The following is a 17,454-nucleotide window of genomic DNA, read 5'->3' on the forward strand; positions in this document are numbered from 1 at the left end:
ACAGGAGCCCCGTCCCGTGACGACACTCGCCCTCGGCCCCCACTGGCTGGACCCGGACTACCTGATCCAGACCTTCGGACTGATCGGTGTCCTGACGATCGTCTTCGCCGAGTCGGGCCTGCTGATCGGCTTCTTCCTCCCCGGCGACTCCCTGCTCTTCACCACGGGACTGCTGGTCGCCGGGGACAAGCTGGACTACCCGCTGTGGCTGGTCTGCGCCCTGATCTGGGTCTTCGCGATCCTCGGCGACCAGGTCGGCTACCTCTTCGGCCGCAAGGTGGGCCCCTCGCTCTTCCGCCGCCCCGACTCCCGCCTCTTCAAGCAGGAGAACGTGGAGAAGGCGCACGACTTCTTCGAGCGCCACGGCCCCAAGTCGATCGTCCTGGCCCGCTTCGTGCCGATCGTACGGACCTTCACCCCGATCGTCGCCGGCGTCAGCCGCATGAACTACCGCACGTTCATCACGTACAACCTGATCGGCGGCGCCCTGTGGGGCATCGGCGTCACGGTCCTGGGCTACTTCCTGGGCCAGATCGACTTCGTCCACGAGCACATCGAGCTGATCCTGATCCTGATCGTCCTCCTCTCGGTGGTCCCGATCGCGATCGAGTTCCTCCGCGCCCGCGGCAAAACCCCCGCCAAGCAGGAGGACCCCTCCCGCGGCCGCCACGCCAAGCGCTGACCGACCGGGATACCGGAAGGCCGGCCAACCCAAGCGAGGGGCCCGGAGCGACGACTCCGAAAAGACGCACCGCAACGCAGGCCCCCGACAGAGCAGCAAATCGACCGATGGCCAGTGAATCCCTATGGCTTTTCGGAGTTGTCGCGGAGAGGCCCCGCCCCCACAACGAAGCAGCCCCCGCCCCACGACGAAGAAGCCCCCACCTCAACGCAAAGAAGCCCACCCCACAACGAAGGGGTCCCCCGCAACCGCGGAGGACCCCTTCACCACGTAAACCGCTACGCCCCCCGCAGCACAGCCCCGGTCGCAGCAGCCACCGAGGCAACCGCCGCGTCACGAGCCGCAGTGGCCTCCTCGACGGTCAGCGTCCGATCCCCGGCCCGGAACCGCAGCGCATAGGCCAGCGACTTCTTCCCGGCCTCGATCTGATCACCGGTGTAGACGTCGAAGAGCCGCACGGACTCAAGCAGCCCACCCGCCCCCGCCCGCAGCGCGGCCTCGACATCGGCCGAAGGCACACCCGCGTCGACGACCAGCGCGACATCCTGCGTGGCCACCGGATAGTGGGAGATGCCCGGAGCTACCACGCCCGAACCAGCACGCCCGAGCAGATCGAGATCGACCTCCATCGCGGACGTCCGCTCCGGCAGCCCGAACGCCTTGACCACCCGGGGATGCAGCTCCCCGGCGTGCCCGACGAGCGTCTTCACGCCGTCCACCGAGGCGTACAGCGCCGCACACCGCCCCGGATGCCAGGGCTCGTGCTGATCGGCCTCGACGGCGAGCGACGCACCCGCGGCCTCGGCGACGACCCGCGCGGCCTCCACCGCGTCGGCCCAGCTGGCGGCGCGCCCCGCGCCCCACCACCCGGAGCGCTCGCGTCCGCCCGCGAGGACCACCGCGGCGCGCCGCGGCTGCGCGGGCAGCGCGGCCTCCAGCGCGGCGACCTCGTCCTGGGTGGGACGCCGGTCCACCGGCAGCCGGACGGCCGCGGGCGCCTCGGGCGCGGGGCGGAAGACCGCGCCCGTCTCGAAGAGCGCGAGGTCGTGCGAGCCGCGGCTCTCGTTGCGCCGCAGCGCGGCCAGCAGGCCCGGCAGCAGCGTCGTACGCAGCGCGGGCTCCTGGTCGTTGAGCGGGTTGACCAGGGTGACGACCCGCCGCCGCGCATCGTCGGCGGGCAGCCCCAACTGATCGAAGACCCCAAGACCCACGAACGGGTAGGACGGCGCCTCGACGTACCCCGCGCCGGCCAGCGCGCGCCCGACGCGCCGGTGCAGCCGCTGGCGCGCGGTGAGGCCGCGCCCGGCGGGTGCGGAGGGCAGCGTGGAGGGCAGGTTCTCGTACCCCTCCAGCCGGATGACCTCCTCGGCGAGGTCGTTGGGCGCGGTGAGGTCGGGTCGCCAGGAGGGGACGGACACGGTCAGCTCGTCGGCGCCGTAGACGTCGCAGCCGATCTCCTGCAGGCGACGCACCACGGTCTCGCGGCCGTAGGGGACGCCCGCCACCCGGTCGGGGTGGTCGGCGCGCATCTGCACGGTGCGCGGCACCGCGGGGGCGACGACCTCGGTGACGCCGGCCTCCGCCGTACCGCCCGCGAGCAGTACGAGCAGGTCCACCGCGCGCTGCGCGGCGGCGGGCCCGGCCTGCGGGTCCACGCCGCGCTCGAAGCGCTTGGCGGCCTCCGAGGAGAGCTTGTGGCGGCGGGCGCTGCGGGCGATGGTCACGGGGTCGAAGTGGGCGGCCTCGATGACGATCTCGCTGGTGCCCTGGGCCTCGCCCAGCAGCGTCTCGTGGACGACCGGGTCGGCGATCTCGGTGTCGGCGCCGCCCATGACGCCGGCCAGGCCGATCGGCCCGTTGCCGTCGGTGATCACCAGGTCCTCGGCGTCGAGGGTGCGCTCGACGCCGTCGAGGGTGGTGAACTTCTCGCCCGGCAGCGCGCGCCGCACGCCGATGGGGCCCTCGACCCGGGTGCGGTCGTAGGCGTGCAGCGGCTGGCCGATCTCCAGCATCACGTAGTTGGTGATGTCGACGGCCAGCGAGATGGGCCGCATGCCGGCCTTCTGCAGCCGGCGCTGCAGCCACAGCGGGGAGCGCGCCTCGGGGGCGATCCCGGTGACGGTGCGCGCGGTGAAGCGGTCGCAGCCGGCGAGGTCGGAGACGGCGACCGGGTAGCCGTACTCGTTGGGGCCGGGGACGTCCAGCAGCGCGGGGTCGCGCAGCGGGAGGCCGTAGGCGGTGGCGGCCTCGCGGGCGACGCCGCGCATCGACAGGCAGTAGCCGCGGTCGGCGGTCACGGCGATGTCGAGGACCTCGTCGGTCAGCTCCAGCAGCTCGACCGCGTCGGTGCCGGGCTCGTACTCCGGCGGCAGGACGATGATGCCGTCGCCCCAGGCGCCGTCATCGGGGATGCCCAGCTCGGCGGCGGAGCAGATCATGCCCTCGGAGAGCTTGCCGTAGGTCTTGCGGGCGGCGATCTCGAAGCCGCCGGGCAGCACCGCGCCGGGCAGCACGACGACGACCTTGTCGCCGACGGCGAAGTTGCGCGCGCCGCAGACCAGGTTCTGCGGCTCGCCGGTGCCGTTGGCGTCGCCGACGTCGACCTGGCACCAGCGGATCGGCTTCTTGAAGTCGGTCAGCTCCTCGATGGCGAGGACCTTGCCGACGACGAGGGGGCCCTTGAGGTCGGCGCCGAGCTGCTCGACGGTCTCGACCTCCAGCCCGGCGGGGATGAGCTTGGCCTGGACGTCGCGGCCGGTGGCGGAGGCCGGCAGGTCGACGTACTCCCGCAGCCACGAAAGCGGGACTCGCATCAGATCTCCATCCCGAACGGCCGGGTGAACCGGACGTCACCCTCGACCATGTCTCGCATGTCCTGGACGTTGTGGCGGAACATCAGCATCCGCTCGATGCCGAAGCCGAAGGCGTAGCCGCTGTACTTCTCCGGGTCGATCCCGCAGGCCGTCAGGACCTTGGGGTTGACCATGCCGCAGCCGCCCAGCTCGATCCAGCCCTCGGAGGAGCAGGTGCGGCAGGGGCGGTCGGGGTCGCCGACGGAGGCGCCGCGGCAGACGTAGCAGACCATGTCCATCTCGGCGGAGGGCTCGGTGAAGGGGAAGTGGTTCGGCCGCAGCCGGGTCTTCATCTCCTCGCCGCCGAACAGCTCGCGGACCATGTGGTCCAGCGTGCCCTTCAGGTCCGCCATGGTCAGGCCCTCGTCGATGGCGAGCAGCTCGACCTGGTGGAAGACGGGCGTGTGGGTGGCGTCCAGCTCGTCGGTGCGGTAGACGCGGCCGGGGCAGATCACGTACACCGGCAGCTCGCGCTCCAGCAGGGAGCGGATCTGCACCGGCGAGGTGTGCGTACGCAGCACCAGGCCGGAGTCCTCGCCGCCGTCGGCGCCGCGCACGAAGAACGTGTCCTGCTCGGTACGGGCCGGGTGGTCGGGGCCGATGTTCAGGGCGTCGAAGTTGAACCACTCCGCCTCGACCTCGGGGCCCTCGGCGACCTCGTAGCCCATGGCGACGAAGACGTCCTCGATGCGCTCGGAGAGCGTGGTGAGGGGGTGGCGGGCGCCGGCCGGAAGGCGGTCGTAGGGCAGCGAGACGTCCACGGCCTCCTCGACCAGCACGCGCGTGTCGCGCTCGGCCTCCAGCTCCTCCTGGCGCTTCCTGAGCGCCTGGTTGACCGCGCCGCGCGCCTGGCCGACGCGCTTGCCGGCGTCGGCCTTGGCGTGCGGCGGCAGGGCGCCGATCTCACGGTTGGCGAGCGCCAGCGGGGAGCGGTCGCCGCTGTGGGCGGTCTTCGCCTCGCGGAGCTGCTCGAGGTCGGCGGCGGCGGCGAAGGCCGCGAGGGCCTCGTCGCGCATCCGCTCGATCTCTGCCGGCTTCAGTGCCTCGACCTCGACGGGGTCGTACGACTTATTGGGTGCGGACATCCTTTTCCCGTATTTCCGATTGGCTGGCTGCGCGCCCTGACCGTGCGTTTCGTGTGCGGTAGTGCCCTGGTGCCAAAGGGCGAGTCTATAGGGGCGCAGAGGGGTGGGTTTCGCCCGCGGTGACCGTACGGGCCCGGGGCGGTGCCGGGGGCGCCCGTCGGGGCTCAGGCCAGGTGGGCCGGGGTGCCGACGGGCAGCGTAAAGCGGAAGCGGGCGCCGCCGGCCGGGGCGCGGCTGACGGAGATCGTGCCGCCGTGGGCCTCGACGATGCCCTTGACGATGTAGAGCCCCAGTCCGGTGCCCCCGCGTTTGCTGCCCCGCCAGAAGCGGGTGAAGACGCGGCTCATCGACTCCTCGGGGATGCCGGGGCCCTCGTCGCTCACGGTGATCTCGGTGCCTTCCGTACTGGCGTCCTCCGCGCTGGCGGGGACGCCCGCGGGTGCCACCTCGATGGTGACAGTCCCGGCGCCGTGGCGCACCGCGTTTTCCAGCAGGTTGCCCAGTACCTGGTCGATCTTGTCGGGGTCGGCCCACAGCTGCGGCAGTACGGGCGCCACCACGGTGGCGAAGCGGGCGGGGTCCTCCCCCGCGGCGGTGAGGACCTCGACGTGGCGGCGGACGGCGGCGGCGATGTCGACGGTCTGCCGGCGCACCTCCAGCCGGCCGGAGTCGATGCGGGAGATGTCGAGCAGCTCGGCGATGAGCCGGGTGACGCGGTTGGCGTCGGCGTGCACCGTCTCCAGCATGAGCCGCTTCTGGTCGTCGGTGAAGCGCTCCCACTTCGCCAGCAGGGTGGCGGTGAAGCCCTTGACGGAGGTCAGCGGGGAGCGCAGTTCGTGCGCGACGGTGGCGATCAGCTCGGCGTGGCTGCGCTCGTTGCGCAGCCGGGCCTCGGTGGAGCGCAGGGTGACCACCAGGCGGTGCAGGGGTCCGGCCGGGTGCAGGCGTACGTAGCGGGCGGCGGCCAGCACCTCGCGGTTGCCGGGCAGCAGCAGGTGGCGCTCGGGCTGGGCGGTGCGGATGGCCAGTCCGCCGTAGGGGTCGGTCAGCTCCCACCAGCGGCGGCCCTTGAGGTCCTCCAGCGGCAGCGCCTCGGCGATCGGGCGGCCCAGCGCGGCGGCGGGGTCCAGGGCGGTGATCCGGGCGGCGGCCGTGTTGAAGCAGACGACGCGGCCGCTCTCGTCGGCGACGACGAGGCCGTCGGGAAGGTCGTCGGGGTCCAGGGCGAGGCCCTTGGGATCGCTCGCGCCGTCCGTGAACTCCACTGGCAACCCCCTTCCGCAGGGCGGCTGTTGCCCCGGCTCCCCCGCCGGTCGCGCCCCGGTCGGGCCACCTTAGCCGGTGAAGGTGGCGCCGGGGCACCCGCGCGATGGCCGAAACGGTCCGGGCGGCGGCCTCCCGGCGCCCGGCGCGCGCCCGCGTGCGCGGGTTTCAGCGGCTGCCCGGACCGGCCGCTCTCAACGGCAGCCGCCCTCGGCACGCTGGGCGCGCGCGGACCCGTAGAGGCATACGGCCGCGGCGGTCGCCAGGTTCAGGCTCTCGGCCTTGCCGTGGATCGGGACGCGCACCACGGAGTCGGCCAGCGCCCGGGTCTCCTGCGGCAGCCCCCACGCCTCGTTGCCGAAGACCCAGGCGGTGGGGCCGCCGAGCAGGCCGCTGTCCAGCTCGCCGTCCAGGTCGCTCTCGCCGGCGCCGTCGGCGGCGACGATCCGCACGCCCGCCGCGCGCAGTCCGGCGACCGCCTGCTCGACGGGGACGCCGACCGCGACGGGGACGTGGAAGAGGCTGCCGGCGGAGGCCCGTACCGACTTGGGGTTGTAGAGGTCGACGGAGGCGTCCGTCAGGACGACCGCGTCGGCGCCCGCCGCGTCGGCGCAGCGCAGCACCGTGCCGGCGTTCCCGGGGTCGCGGACGTGCGCCAGCACGGCGACCAGCCTGGGCCGGGCGGCCAGAATCTCCTCGAACGGCGAGTCGACGAAGCGGCAGACCCCGACCAGTCCCTGCGGGGTGACGGTCTGGGAGACCTCCGCCATCACCTCGTCGGTGGCGGTGCACACGCGCGCGCCCGCCGCCCGCGCGGCCTGGACGATGTCGGCGTGGCGCTCGGCGGCCTCCACGGTGGCGAAGAGCTCCAGCAGGGCGGGCTCCTCGCGCCCGTCGGCGGTGACGGTGCGGCCGACGGCCTCCCGTACGGCCTGGGGCCCCTCGGCGAGGAAGCGGCGTTCCTTGCCGCGGAAGTTGCGCCGCGAGAGCCGCCGGGCGGCGCTGACGCGCGCGGAGCGGACGGAGGTCAGCTCGGGGCTCGGGGCTGCGGTCACGCTTGCTCTCTCCAGGGGCTGCGGGGGGTGGACCGGTGCGGGCCGGGGTGGCCCGGTGCGGAGACGGGGGCCTTCAACGACAGGACCCGCAGGGCTCAGCCCTGCGGGTCCTGCTCAGCCGTTGGCGAAAGTCTCGCTCAGGCGGCGGCCTTCGGCGCGTTGACGTCGGCGGGGAGGGCCTTCTGGGCCACCTCGACGAGCGCGGCGAACGCGTTGGAGTCGTTGACCGCGAGCTCGGCCAGCATCTTGCGGTCGACCTCGACGTTGGCGGCCTTCAGACCCTGGATGAGGCGGTTGTACGTCATGCCGTTCTGGCGGGCAGCGGCGTTGATGCGCTGGATCCACAGCTGACGGAAGTCGCCCTTGCGCTTCTTGCGGTCGTTGTAGTTGTAGACCAGCGAGTGGGTGACCTGCTCCTTGGCCTTGCGGTACAGGCGGGAGCGCTGGCCGCGGTAGCCGCTGGCCTGCTCGAGGATTGCCCGACGCTTCTTGTGAGCGTTTACTGCCCGCTTGACGCGTGCCATTTTCAAACTCCTTGGTTACTGATGGTCCCGGGACGGGAGCGCTACGGCGCGGCGTGACGTCAGCCGCCGCCGGCGCGGGGGGTGTTACTTGCCGAGAAGCTTCTTGATCTTCTTGGCGTCGGCCGGGGCCATCTCCACGGTGCCCGTGAGACGACGGGTCACACGCGAGGACTTGTGCTCGAGCAGGTGGCGCTTGCCGGCGCGCTCGCGCAGCACCTTGCCGGAGCCGGTGATCTTGAAGCGCTTCTTGGCACCGCTGTGCGTCTTGTTCTTCGGCATAGCGCCGTTCACTCCTCGTCAGTGGACATCCCCTCCCGCCGGAAGACGGCAGGCGGGAACGCCCGGTGTTTCGGTTGGCTGCCGACGGCCCCTGGCGCGGGGCCCTCGGTGTTGCGTGCCGGGCGGGGGCCCGACTCAGGCTTCGGCCGACTCCTGCACGGGCTCCTCGACGAAGTCCTCGGCCGAGTCCTCGGCGAAGTCCTCGCCGGAGTCCTCGAGCGGCCGGCCCTGGCGCTCCGCCTTGCGGGCGGCCTGGGCCTCGCGCGCCTCGGCCATGGCCTCGGTCTTCTTCTTGTGCGGCCCGAGAACCATGATCATGTTTCGGCCGTCCTGCTTCGGGCTGGACTCGATGAAGCCCAGGTCCTGGACGTCGTCCGCAAGTCGCGTCAGCAGCCGGAAGCCCAACTCGGGGCGGGACTGCTCGCGGCCGCGGAACATGATCGTGATCTTGACCTTGTCGCCCTGCTTGAGGAAGCGGACCACGTGACCCTTCTTGGTCTCGTAGTCGTGCGGGTCGATCTTCGGCCGGAGCTTCATCTCCTTGATGACCGTGTGCGCCTGGTTCTTGCGCGCCTCACGGGCCTTCATGGCCGACTCGTACTTGAACTTCCCGTAGTCCATGAGCTTGCACACGGGAGGACGGGCTGTCGCCGCCACCTCGACCAGGTCGAGGTCGTACTCCTGGGCAAGCTCCAGGGCCTTGGCAAGCGGCACGATGCCGACCTGCTCGCCACTGGGACCGACAAGACGCACCTCGGGGACGCGAATACGGTCGTTGATGCGGGGCTCGGCGCTGATGGGGCCTCCTCGGTAGCACCACACGGATGCCTGGCGGGCAGCCGCGTTACGTCTGGTTGGCGACCTCACCGCGTCCGGGCATGAAAGAAGCCCCGGACGGGAGCACAGCGGATGCTCCTTGCCGGGGAGCACCGCCGCGATAACCGCGGGGCGCGTCTGGACCGGTGACCCGCCTGCCCGGGGGCTGGTCGGGTGGGATGCTCAGGAGCGTCCACTTGTGGGCCGGGCACCTGCGCACGGGGTGCTGTCTCGTAGACAGCCTCATGCAACACGTGTCCAGCCGGTCGTCCTCAAGACTACCAGGGCGGGCCGCCAGGTGCACATTCGGCGTATCGGCGGCCCGAGGCTCCCGGCGCGGGGGCTCAGCCGTAGACGGGGCCCGTGTACTTCTCGCCCGGGCCCTGGCCCGGCTCGTCCTTGACCAGGGACGCCTCGCGGAAGGCCAGCTGCAGGGACTTCAGGCCGTCGCGCAGCGGGGCGGCGTGGAAGGAGCTGATCTCCGTGGTGCTCGCGTCCAGCAGGCCGGCGAGGGCGTGGATGAGCTTGCGGGCCTCGTCCAGGTCCTTGTGCTTCTCGCCGTCCTCGGTGAGGCCGATCTTCACGGCGGCGGCGCTCATCAGGTTCACCGCGACGGTCACGATCACCTCCACCGCGGGGACCTCCGCGATGTCGCGGGCCATCGCGTCAAAGTCGGGCTGCTCGTCTTCGGGGGCGGGGTTCGCGTCGCTCATGGGGCCCAAGCCTAGGGCCTCGGGGGCGGTGGTACGGACCGGCTCAGCGCTCGTAGAAGGGCTGCCCGGCGAGGGCCGCGTCGGCGGGCAGGAGGGCGAGGTCCAGGCCGCGGACGAGGCGGGCGCGCAGTGCGGGGTCGGCGGCCAGGGCGGCGGCGACCTCCTGGGCCCGCGCCGCCGGGCTCCCGCCGGGGGGGTCGTCCGCCAGGACGAGGGCGAGCGTGCCGTCGGCGTGCTCCGCGGGGCCCAGCCAGGCCCGTACGACGGCGGGGGAAGCGGCCAGCAGGGTGTGCAGGGCCTCGGTGACCGCCGGGTCCGCCAGCGGGTCGAGATCGCTGCGGCCCTCCGCGGCGGCGAGCAGCGCCGCTCCGGCGAGGGCGTACGGGACGGGGCCCGCGACGTCCAGCGCCAGGGTGTCGGCGCCCTCGGAGACTGCCGCCTGGATGGCCTGGCGCAGCGGGACGGCGACCGGGCGGGCCTGGGCGTCCCAGCGGGCCAGGGCCTCGGTGGAGGTGAAGGCGGGCAGCGCCCGGCGGCCGTCCGGCGCGGTCAGGGTGGGGACGGCCATGTCGCTGCTCTTGTCGCGGCGCAGCCCGTCGGGGCCGGTCTCCGCCTCGCCCAGCAGCGCGACGACGGGGACGAGCAGGCGCGCGTCGGCGAGGGCGGCCAGGACCGCGGACTCGGCGGCGCCCCGCCCCCTGCCGGCGGCGGCCCAGGCCGCGAGGGCCCCGGTCAGCCGCGGGTCGGCGGAGCCGTCGTCGTCGGCGAAGCCGGAGTCGGGGATGTTCTTCAGCGGGGGTTCAGGATGATTCGTCGGCGCCACGGGTCGAGGGTAGCCCGGCGGGGTGGGCCGGTCGGACGGGCCGGGGGGCCTGCGGCGCCGCAGCGGCCTCGGGCGCTTCGGTGGCGGGTGGACGGGCGGGCGCCGGCCGCGCCTCGTCCGGCCACGGGAGCGCCTCGGCGTACGGCTCGCGCGAGCGCCGCCAGGCGAAGTACGCCGCGCCCAGCAGCCCCAACCCGGCGACGCCCAGCCCGAGTTCGCGCCCGCCGGGCGCCGGCGGCCCGGGCGGGCCGGCGGTGGTGGGCCCGGGGCCGAAGTAGCGCTCCTTCGCGGGCGCGGTGGACGGGCGCTGCGGCTGCGGCTTCGTCTTCAGCGCCAGGCGTACGGCCGCCCCCGCGTCCACCACGCCCGCGCCGAGCGCGTCGCTGCGGCCGCCCTCGGGGGTGCGGCGGGCGGTCTGCTGGAGCAGCTGCTTGACCTGGCGTGGGCTGAGGTCGGGGTTGGCGGAGCGGACCAGGGCGGCCACGCCGGAGACGAAGGCGGCGGCGGCGCTCGTACCCCAGCCCTCGTAGTAGTTGCGGTCCGGGTCGGCGATGACGACGTCCACGCCGGGGGCGGCGACGGTGGCGTACCAGCGGCGGGTGGAGAAGGGGGCGCGGTCGCCGTCGCGGTCGACGGCGGTGACGGCGATGACGCCGGGGTAGGCGGCCGGGTAGGAGGCGCGGTTGCCCTTGGCGCCGCTGTTGCCGGCGGAGGCGACGACCACGACGCCCTTGGCCAGCGCGTACTGCACGGCCGCGTCCTCGCCGGCCTCCGGGTGGGCGGTTTTGCTGTCGTCGCCCAGGGAGAGGTTGATGACGTCGGCGCCGTGGTCGGCGGCCCAGCGGATGCCCTCGGCCAGGGCGCCGCCGCGCTTGGCGCGGGCGCGTTTGCGGCTGGGGTCGGCCTCTTCGAGGATCACGCGTACGGGCAGGATCCGCGCCGCGGGGGCGACGCCGCGCACCCCGTCGCCGCCGCCCGGGCCGTGGCCGTGGGCGGCGATGATGCCGGCCATGGCGGTGCCGTGGCGGGCCCACTCCCCGTCGCCCCGGCCGGCGCCGAAGCCGATGAGGTCCCGGCCGCCGAGGACCTGCCCGGTCAGGTCGGGGTGCTGGGCGTCGACGCCGGTGTCGAGCACGGCGACGGTGACGCCGCGGCCCTGGGTGACGCCCCAGGCCTGGGGTGCGCGCACGCCGTCGACGCCCCATTCCAGGTCGCGGATGGCGTCGGCGCGGGCGGCGCCGGCGGCGGTACCGGTGAGGGGGCCCGCGGCGGACAGGGCGAGGGCGAGTGCCGCCGCCACCGTCGCCAGGCGGCGCTTCACTTCTCCTCCTCGGGCGCGGTGGCCTCGATACGGGCGCGCAGCCGGGCCTCGACGGCGGCGGCGAGGCCCAGGGCCTCGTGGCCGAGTCCGGACTGGGCGACGGCGGTGGTCTGCTTGGCCTGCGCCGCGCGGGCGGCGGGCTGCGGGTGGGCGACCACGCGGCCGTCGGCGAAGCCGGAGACGGCGTAGACGACGACGGGTGCGCCGGCCAGGACGCCGACGGTCCAGCCGGCCCGCTGGCGGTCGCCGAAGCGGGCGGCGGGGGTGCCCGGGGCGGCGTAGGGGCGCGGCAGCAGGCCGGGCCGCTCGCCGAGGTGCTCGCGCTCGAAGCGGGCGGCCAGTCTGCGCAGGGGCGCCGGGCCGGCTTCGGCGAAGAGGAGTCCGACGGTGATGACGCTGCTGCCGCTGGCGTCGCTGTACGTGGCGCGCAGCAGCCGGGCGCAGCCGGCGGGCGCCAGCTCCCGGGCCAGGGGGGCGTCGAGGCCGGCGGCGCAGGGGCTGTCGGGGGCGAGGGCGACGCGTACCCACGTACGGTCCGAGCGGCCCGGTCCGCTGCCCTTGCCGTGCAGGACGGGCGGGAGGAGGGTGTCGACGGGCTCGCTGTGCCAGAGCTCGCGGACGCGGTCGTACGCGGCGACGTCGGCCGGGACGCGCGGCCCGCGCTCGGCCCAGGTGTCCAGCGCGGCGGCGGTCAGCGCGGCGAGGCCGAGCAGCAGGCACAGGGCGGCGGCCGCGCGGCCGGGGCGGCGCGGGGGCAGGGCGGCGGAGTGGACGCCCTCGTCGGGAGCGGGGGGCGGGGCGGGGATCGCGGGGGCGGGGCGCGACTGCTGCGCGTGGTCCGCGGGTACGCGGTCGGCCTCGGTGCTCACCGGCGCGCTCCCCCTTTTCCTCCGGCGGTCCAGCGAGCGCACACTCTACTGGCCGTCACGCGCGGGCGTGTGCCCGCGAGCGCGCGCGAGCCCCTGCTTCACACGTGCCCTTGAGAGTACGTGCCGGAGCTGTCCGCGGGCACCCCCTACCCCGGGAGCGGATCCCTCTGGCAGGCTGCCCGCCATGGCTCCTCCCCACTCCGGTCCCCACTCCGCTCCCCACTCCGGCCCGCCCGTCGGCGCCCTCGCGCAGTCCGCCGCCGAACGCGCCCGCTACGACCGCGCCACCGCCGGCCTCGACGCCCCGCTCGCCGTCGTGGACCTCGACGCCTTCGACGCCAACGCCGACGACCTCGTGCGCCGGGCCGGCGGCAAGCCGATCCGGGTGGCGAGCAAGTCGGTGCGCTGCCGGGCGCTGCTGCGGCGGGCGCTGGAGCGGCCGGGCTTCGCCGGGGTCATGGGCTTCACCCTGGCGGAGTCGCTGTGGCTGGCGCGGGACGGCTTCGGGGACGTACTGCTGGCCTACCCCTCGGCCGACCGGGCGTCCTTCGCCGAGCTGGCGGCCGACGCGAAGGCGGCAGCCGCGGTGACGGTGATGGTCGACTCCCCCGAGCAGCTCGACCTCGCCGAGGCGGCGCGCGCGGGCGGCCGGGAGGAGATCCGCGTCTGCGTCGAACTGGACACCTCGCTGCGGATGTTGAACGGCCGCATCCGGATCGGCTCGCGCCGCTCACCCCACGCCAGCCCGGCCGCGCTGGCGGAGCTGGCGCGCGCGGTGGTGCGCCGGCCGGGCTTCCGGCTGGTGGGGGTCATGGCGTACGAGGGCCACGTCGCCGGGGTCGGCGACGCGCTGCGGGGCCGCCCGGGGCGCTCGGCGGCGATCCGGCTGATGCAGGCGGCGGCGCGCCGGGAACTGGCCGCGCGCCGCGCCGAGGCGGTACGGGCGGTGCGGGCGGTGGCGCCGGAGCTGGAGTTCGTCAACGGCGGCGGCACGGGCAGCGTGCAGCACACCGCCGCCGAGGAGGCGGTGACGGAGATCGCGGCGGGCTCGGGGCTCTACCATCCGCGGCTCTTCGACAACTACACGTCCTTCGCGGGCCGTCCGGCCGCCCTCTTCGCCCTGCCGGTGGTACGCCGTCCCGGCCCCGGGGTGGTCACGGTGCTGGGCGGCGGCTATCCGGCCTCGGGCGCGGCGGGCGGCGACCGCCTCCCCGAGCCGTGGCTGCCGGCCGGACTGCGCTACGACCCGCTGGAGGGCGCCGGCGAGGTGCAGACGCCGCTGCTGGGCGCGGCGGCGGACGACCTGGCGGTGGGCGACCGGGTGTGGTTCCGCCACGCGAAGGCGGGCGAGCTGTGCGAGCGCTTCGCGGAGCTGCACCTGGTGCGCGGCGACGCGGTGGTGGAGACGGTGGCGACGTATCGCGGGGAGGGGCGGACGTTTCTCTGAGGAACGGTCCCAAGTCCCTAGCGGGGGCGGCTGCTTCGGCCGCCCCCCGCTAGAGCCCGTATCCCTACAGCGCGGTGACGTACGCCCCCGAGAGGCCGCCGTCCACCAGGAACTCCGCCGCGTTGACGAAGGAGGCGTCGTCGCTGGCCAGGAAGGCCACGGCGGCGGCGATCTCCTCCGCCTCGGCGAAGCGGCCCGGCGGGATGTGCACGAGGCGGCGCGCGGCGCGCTCGGGGTCGGCGGCGAACAGCTCCCGCAGCAGCGGGGTGTTGACCGGTCCGGGGCACAGGGCGTTGACGCGGATGCCCTCGCGGGCGAACTGCACGCCCAGTTCGCGCGACATGGCCAGCACGCCGCCCTTGGAGGCGGTGTAGCTGATCTGCGAGGTGGCGGCGCCCATCACGGCGACGAAGGAGGCGGTGTTGATGATGGAGCCCTTCCCCTGGCGGCGCATGTAGGGGATGGCGGCCTTGCAGCAGAGGTAGACGGAGGTGAGGTTGACGTCCTGGACGCGCTTCCAGGCCTCCAGTCCGGTGGTGAGGATGGAGTCGTCGTCGGGCGGTGAGATGCCGGCGTTGTTGAAGGCGATGTCGACCGATCCGTAGGTGTCGTGGGCGGTGGCGAAGAGTGCCTCGACCTGCTCGGGGTCGGTGACGTCGGTCCGTACGAACAGGCCCCCGGTCTCCTGCGCGGCGGCCTTGCCCGCCGCCTCGTCGATGTCGGCGCACACCACGTGCGCGCCCTCGGCGGCCAGCCGCCGCGCGGTGGCCAGTCCGATGCCGCTGCCGGCGCCGGTGACGACGGCGGTGCGGCCGGGGAGGCGGCGGCAGACGGGGGTGTCGTGCTGCAAGGTCGCTCCTTGGAGTCGGTGGGTGGGGCTGGTACGGACCGGGTGGGTCACTCGGTGCTGAGGAAGACGTTCTTGGTCTCGGTGAAGGCGGCGAGCGCGTCGGGCCCCAGTTCGCGGCCGAGGCCGGAGTGCTTGAAGCCGCCGAACGGGGTCCAGTAGCGCACGCTGCTGTGCGAGTTGACGGAGAGGTTGCCCGCCGCGACGGCCCGCGACACCCGCAGCGCGCGGGCGCCGTCGCGCGTCCAGATCGAGCCGGCGAGCCCGTACGGCGTGGCGTTGGCGAGTCGTACGGCCTCCTCCTCGTCGGTGAAGGGCAGCACGACGGCGACGGGGCCGAAGATCTCCTCCATCGCCCGCGGATCGTCGGCGGGCACGCCGGTGAGGACGGTCGCCGGATACCAGAACCCGTCGCCGCCCGGCGCCCTGCCGCGGATGGCGGCGGGGGCGTCCTCGGGGACGTAGGAGCGCACCCGCTCGCGCTGGCGGGCGGAGATCAGCGGGCCCATGAGCGTGGCCTCGTCGGCGGGGTCGCCGACGGTGAAGGCGTGGACGGCGGGCTCCAGCAGCTCCAGGAAGCGCTCGTAGACGCCGCGTTGGACGAGGATGCGGGTACGGGCGCAGCAGTCCTGGCCGGTGTTGTCCAGGAAGGAGGCCGGGGCCGCGGCGGCGGCGCGCTCCACGTCGGCGTCGGCGAACACGAGGTTGGGGCTCTTGCCGCCCAACTCCAGGGTGACGCGCTTGAGTCCGGCGGCGCACGTGGCCATGACCTCGCGCCCCACGGCGGTCGATCCGGTGAACACCACCTTGGCCACGCCCGGATGCTCCACCAGCGCGGCCCCGGTGACGGGTCCGGCGCCGGGGAGGACCTGGAGGAGCCCGTCGGGCAGTCCGGACTCCAGGGCCAGTTCGGCCAGGCGCAGGGCGCCCAGCGGGGTGGTCTCGGCGGGCTTGAGGAGGACGGCGTTGCCGGCGGCGAGCGCGGGAGCGGCGCCCCAGGCGGCGATGGGCAGCGGGAAGTTCCAGGGGACGATGACCGCGACGACGCCCAGGGGTTCGGCGAAGGTGAGGTTCACCCCGCCGGGGACGGGGATCTGCCGCCCGCAGAGCCGCTCGACTCCCCCGGCGGCGTACTCCAGCAGATCGCGTACGTTGCCGGCCTCCCACCGCGCGTTGCCGACGGGGTGCCCGGCCTCGCGCACCTCGATCTGCGCCAGCTCCTCCAGGTGCGCGTCCACGGCGCCGGCGAAGCGCCGCAGCAGCCGGGCGCGGTCGCCGGGGGCGAGGGCGGCCCAACGGGCCTGCGCACAGGCGGCCCTGCGGACGGCGGCGTCCACCTCGTGCGGTTCGGTCCCGGCGACGGTGGCGATCCGCTCGCCGGTGGCCGGATTGAGGACGTGGTGCTCGTGCAAGACGCTCCTAGGTGGCTGAGGGCGGACCAGGTGCCGTTGTCCCAGGCGGTGTTGTCACATCCGTTCGAAGGAGCGGAAGCGCTCCCAGTCGGTGACCGCGCCGTCGTAGGCGGTCTGCTCCACCTCGGCCATGTTGCGGTAGTGCTGCACGACGGCGTCGCCGAAGGCGGCGCGGGCGAGGGGGGAGGTGCTCCACAGGTCGGCGGCCTCGCGCAGCGAGCCGGGGACGTGGCGAGCCTCGCCGGCGTAGGCGTTGCCCGTCTCGGGGTCGGGCAGGGGCAGCTTCTCGTCGATGCCGTGCAGGCCCGCGGCGATCATCCCGGCGAGGGCGAGGTAGGGGTTGACGTCGCCGCCGGGGAGGCGGTTCTCCAGGCGCAGGGAGGGGCCGTGGCCGACGATGCGCAGGGCGCAGGTGCGGTTGTCCAGTCCCCAGGCGACGGCGGTGGGGGCGAAGGAGCCGGCCCGGAAGCGCTTGTAGGAGTTGATGTTGGGGGCGTACAGGAGGGTCAGCTCGCGCAGGGAGGCGAGCTGGCCGGCGAGGAAGTGCCGCATGGTGGCGGACATGCCGTGCTCGGCGGCGGGGTCGGCGAAGACGGGGGCGCCGTCCTCGTCGCGTACGGACAGGTGGATGTGGCAGGAGTTGCCTTCGCGCTCGTCGTACTTGGCCATGAAGGTGAGCGCGCGGCCCTCCTGGGCGGCGATCTCCTTGGCGCCCGTCTTGTAGACGGCGTGCTGGTCGCAGGTGGTGAGGGCCTCGTCGTAGCGGAAGGCGATCTCGTGCTGGCCGAGGTTGCACTCGCCCTTGGCGGACTCCACGACCATGCCGGCCGCGCCCATCTCGTTGCGGATGCGGCGCAGCAGCGGCTCGATGCGGCCGGTGCCCAGGACGGAGTAGTCGATGTTGTACTGGTTGGCCGGGGTGAGGCCCCGGTAGCCCGAACTCCACGCCTCCTCGTAGGTGTTGTTGAAGACCATGAACTCCAGCTCGGTGCCGGCGTAGGCGGTCCAGCCGCGCTCCGCGAGGCGCTCCAGCTGGCGTTTGAGGATCTGGCGCGGGGAGGGCTGGACGGGCGAGCCGTCGTGCCAGGCGAGGTCGGCGGTGATGAGGGCGGTGCCGGGGTGCCAGGGGATGCGGCGCAGGGTGGCGGGGTCGCCGTGCATGGCGAAGTCGCCGTAGCCGCTCTCCCAGGACGTCATGGCGAAGCCGTCGACGGTGTTCATGTCGGCGTCGACGGCGAGGAGGTAGTTGCAGCCCTCGGTGCCGTGGTCGTAGACCTCGTCGAGGAAGAAGCGGGCGGCGAACCGCTTGCCCTGCAGGCGGCCCTGCATGTCGGTGAAGGCCAGGACGACGGTGTCGACCTCGCCGCGCTCGACCAGCGCGCGCAGTTCGTGGATCGGGAGCGGGGGCGTGCGGTCTGCCACGTCGATGACCTCCTGCTGGGCAGTGTCGTGGTCTTAAGCTAGCG

General features: G+C 74.0%; 16 protein-coding genes. 2 read left to right on the forward strand and 14 right to left on the reverse strand.

Going from position 1 to position 17,454, the window contains the following annotated elements:
* Positions 1 to 16: 16 nt before the first annotated feature.
* Positions 17 to 682 (forward strand): DedA family protein, encoded by a 666-nt coding sequence (locus tag ACFQLX_RS06690; RefSeq protein ID WP_386413078.1) that lies wholly within the window; start codon positions 17 to 19, stop codon positions 680 to 682.
* Positions 683 to 960: 278 nt separating this feature from the next.
* Here ACFQLX_RS06690 and pheT read toward each other — a convergent pair whose 3' ends face one another.
* The 11 genes from pheT to ACFQLX_RS06745 all read right to left on the reverse strand — a co-directional run bounded on the left by pheT (position 961) and on the right by ACFQLX_RS06745 (position 12,282).
* Positions 961 to 3,495 (reverse strand): phenylalanine--tRNA ligase subunit beta, encoded by a 2,535-nt coding sequence (gene pheT, locus ACFQLX_RS06695; protein ID WP_386413079.1) that lies wholly within the window; start codon positions 3,493 to 3,495, stop codon positions 961 to 963.
* Positions 3,495 to 4,619 carry a phenylalanine--tRNA ligase subunit alpha gene (gene pheS / locus ACFQLX_RS06700; RefSeq protein WP_386413080.1) on the reverse strand — a complete coding sequence of 375 codons (1,125 nt, stop codon included), beginning with the start codon at positions 4,617 to 4,619 and terminating at the stop codon, positions 3,495 to 3,497. The genes pheT and pheS overlap by 1 nt, the downstream gene beginning before the upstream one ends.
* Before the next feature lie 164 nt (positions 4,620 to 4,783).
* The gene (locus ACFQLX_RS06705) at positions 4,784 to 5,890 is read right to left on the reverse strand and encodes a sensor histidine kinase (RefSeq protein ID WP_386413081.1); all 1,107 of its coding nucleotides are present in this window, start codon (positions 5,888 to 5,890) and stop codon (positions 4,784 to 4,786) included.
* A 186-nt stretch (positions 5,891 to 6,076) separates the two neighbouring features.
* A complete protein-coding gene (locus tag ACFQLX_RS06710) occupies positions 6,077 to 6,937 on the reverse strand; it encodes a TrmH family RNA methyltransferase (RefSeq protein ID WP_386413083.1) in 861 nt (286 codons plus the stop codon).
* Between the two features lie 137 nt (positions 6,938 to 7,074).
* Positions 7,075 to 7,461 carry a 50S ribosomal protein L20 gene (gene rplT, locus ACFQLX_RS06715; protein WP_386413084.1) on the reverse strand — a complete coding sequence of 129 codons (387 nt, stop codon included), beginning with the start codon at positions 7,459 to 7,461 and terminating at the stop codon, positions 7,075 to 7,077.
* Positions 7,462 to 7,545: 84 nt separating this feature from the next.
* A complete protein-coding gene (gene rpmI / locus ACFQLX_RS06720) occupies positions 7,546 to 7,740 on the reverse strand; it encodes a 50S ribosomal protein L35 (RefSeq protein WP_386413086.1) in 195 nt (64 codons plus the stop codon).
* A gap of 135 nt (positions 7,741 to 7,875) precedes the next feature.
* Positions 7,876 to 8,562: a translation initiation factor IF-3 gene (gene infC, locus ACFQLX_RS06725; protein ID WP_386413088.1), complete on the reverse strand. Its 687-nt coding sequence runs from the start codon at positions 8,560 to 8,562 to the stop codon at positions 7,876 to 7,878.
* A 338-nt stretch (positions 8,563 to 8,900) separates the two neighbouring features.
* A complete protein-coding gene (locus ACFQLX_RS06730) occupies positions 8,901 to 9,269 on the reverse strand; it encodes a DUF1844 domain-containing protein (protein ID WP_386413089.1) in 369 nt (122 codons plus the stop codon).
* Positions 9,270 to 9,312: 43 nt separating this feature from the next.
* The gene (locus ACFQLX_RS06735) at positions 9,313 to 10,092 is read right to left on the reverse strand and encodes an SseB family protein (protein WP_386413090.1); all 780 of its coding nucleotides are present in this window, start codon (positions 10,090 to 10,092) and stop codon (positions 9,313 to 9,315) included.
* Positions 10,070 to 11,413 carry a type VII secretion-associated serine protease mycosin gene (gene mycP / locus ACFQLX_RS06740; RefSeq protein WP_386413091.1) on the reverse strand — a complete coding sequence of 448 codons (1,344 nt, stop codon included), beginning with the start codon at positions 11,411 to 11,413 and terminating at the stop codon, positions 10,070 to 10,072. Before mycP ends, ACFQLX_RS06735 begins: the two co-directional genes overlap by 23 nt.
* Positions 11,410 to 12,282: a hypothetical protein gene (locus tag ACFQLX_RS06745; RefSeq protein WP_386413092.1), complete on the reverse strand. Its 873-nt coding sequence runs from the start codon at positions 12,280 to 12,282 to the stop codon at positions 11,410 to 11,412. The genes mycP and ACFQLX_RS06745 overlap by 4 nt, the downstream gene beginning before the upstream one ends.
* 184 nt (positions 12,283 to 12,466) lie before the next feature.
* Here ACFQLX_RS06745 and ACFQLX_RS06750 point away from each other — a divergent pair, with 184 nt between their 5' ends.
* A complete protein-coding gene (locus tag ACFQLX_RS06750) occupies positions 12,467 to 13,729 on the forward strand; it encodes an amino acid deaminase/aldolase (RefSeq protein ID WP_386413093.1) in 1,263 nt (420 codons plus the stop codon).
* Positions 13,730 to 13,793: 64 nt separating this feature from the next.
* On the opposite strand, the gene ACFQLX_RS06755 is transcribed toward ACFQLX_RS06750, so the two are convergent.
* From ACFQLX_RS06755 to ACFQLX_RS06765, 3 genes are read right to left on the reverse strand one after another with little or no spacing between them, the layout of a single operon-like run.
* Entirely contained in the window at positions 13,794 to 14,579 is a 786-nt protein-coding gene (locus ACFQLX_RS06755; RefSeq protein WP_386413094.1) for a 3-oxoacyl-ACP reductase, read from the reverse strand.
* A 47-nt stretch (positions 14,580 to 14,626) separates the two neighbouring features.
* Entirely contained in the window at positions 14,627 to 15,988 is a 1,362-nt protein-coding gene (locus tag ACFQLX_RS06760) for an aldehyde dehydrogenase family protein (protein WP_386413095.1), read from the reverse strand.
* Between the two features lie 54 nt (positions 15,989 to 16,042).
* Positions 16,043 to 17,410, reverse strand: coding sequence for a glutamine synthetase family protein (locus tag ACFQLX_RS06765; RefSeq protein ID WP_386413096.1), 1,368 nt, complete (start codon positions 17,408 to 17,410; stop codon positions 16,043 to 16,045).
* Between the last annotated feature and the right edge of the window lie 44 nt (positions 17,411 to 17,454).

The organism is Streptomyces polyrhachis (genome assembly GCF_042663125.1).
Lineage (GTDB): Bacteria > Actinomycetota > Actinomycetes > Streptomycetales > Streptomycetaceae > Streptomyces > Streptomyces polyrhachii.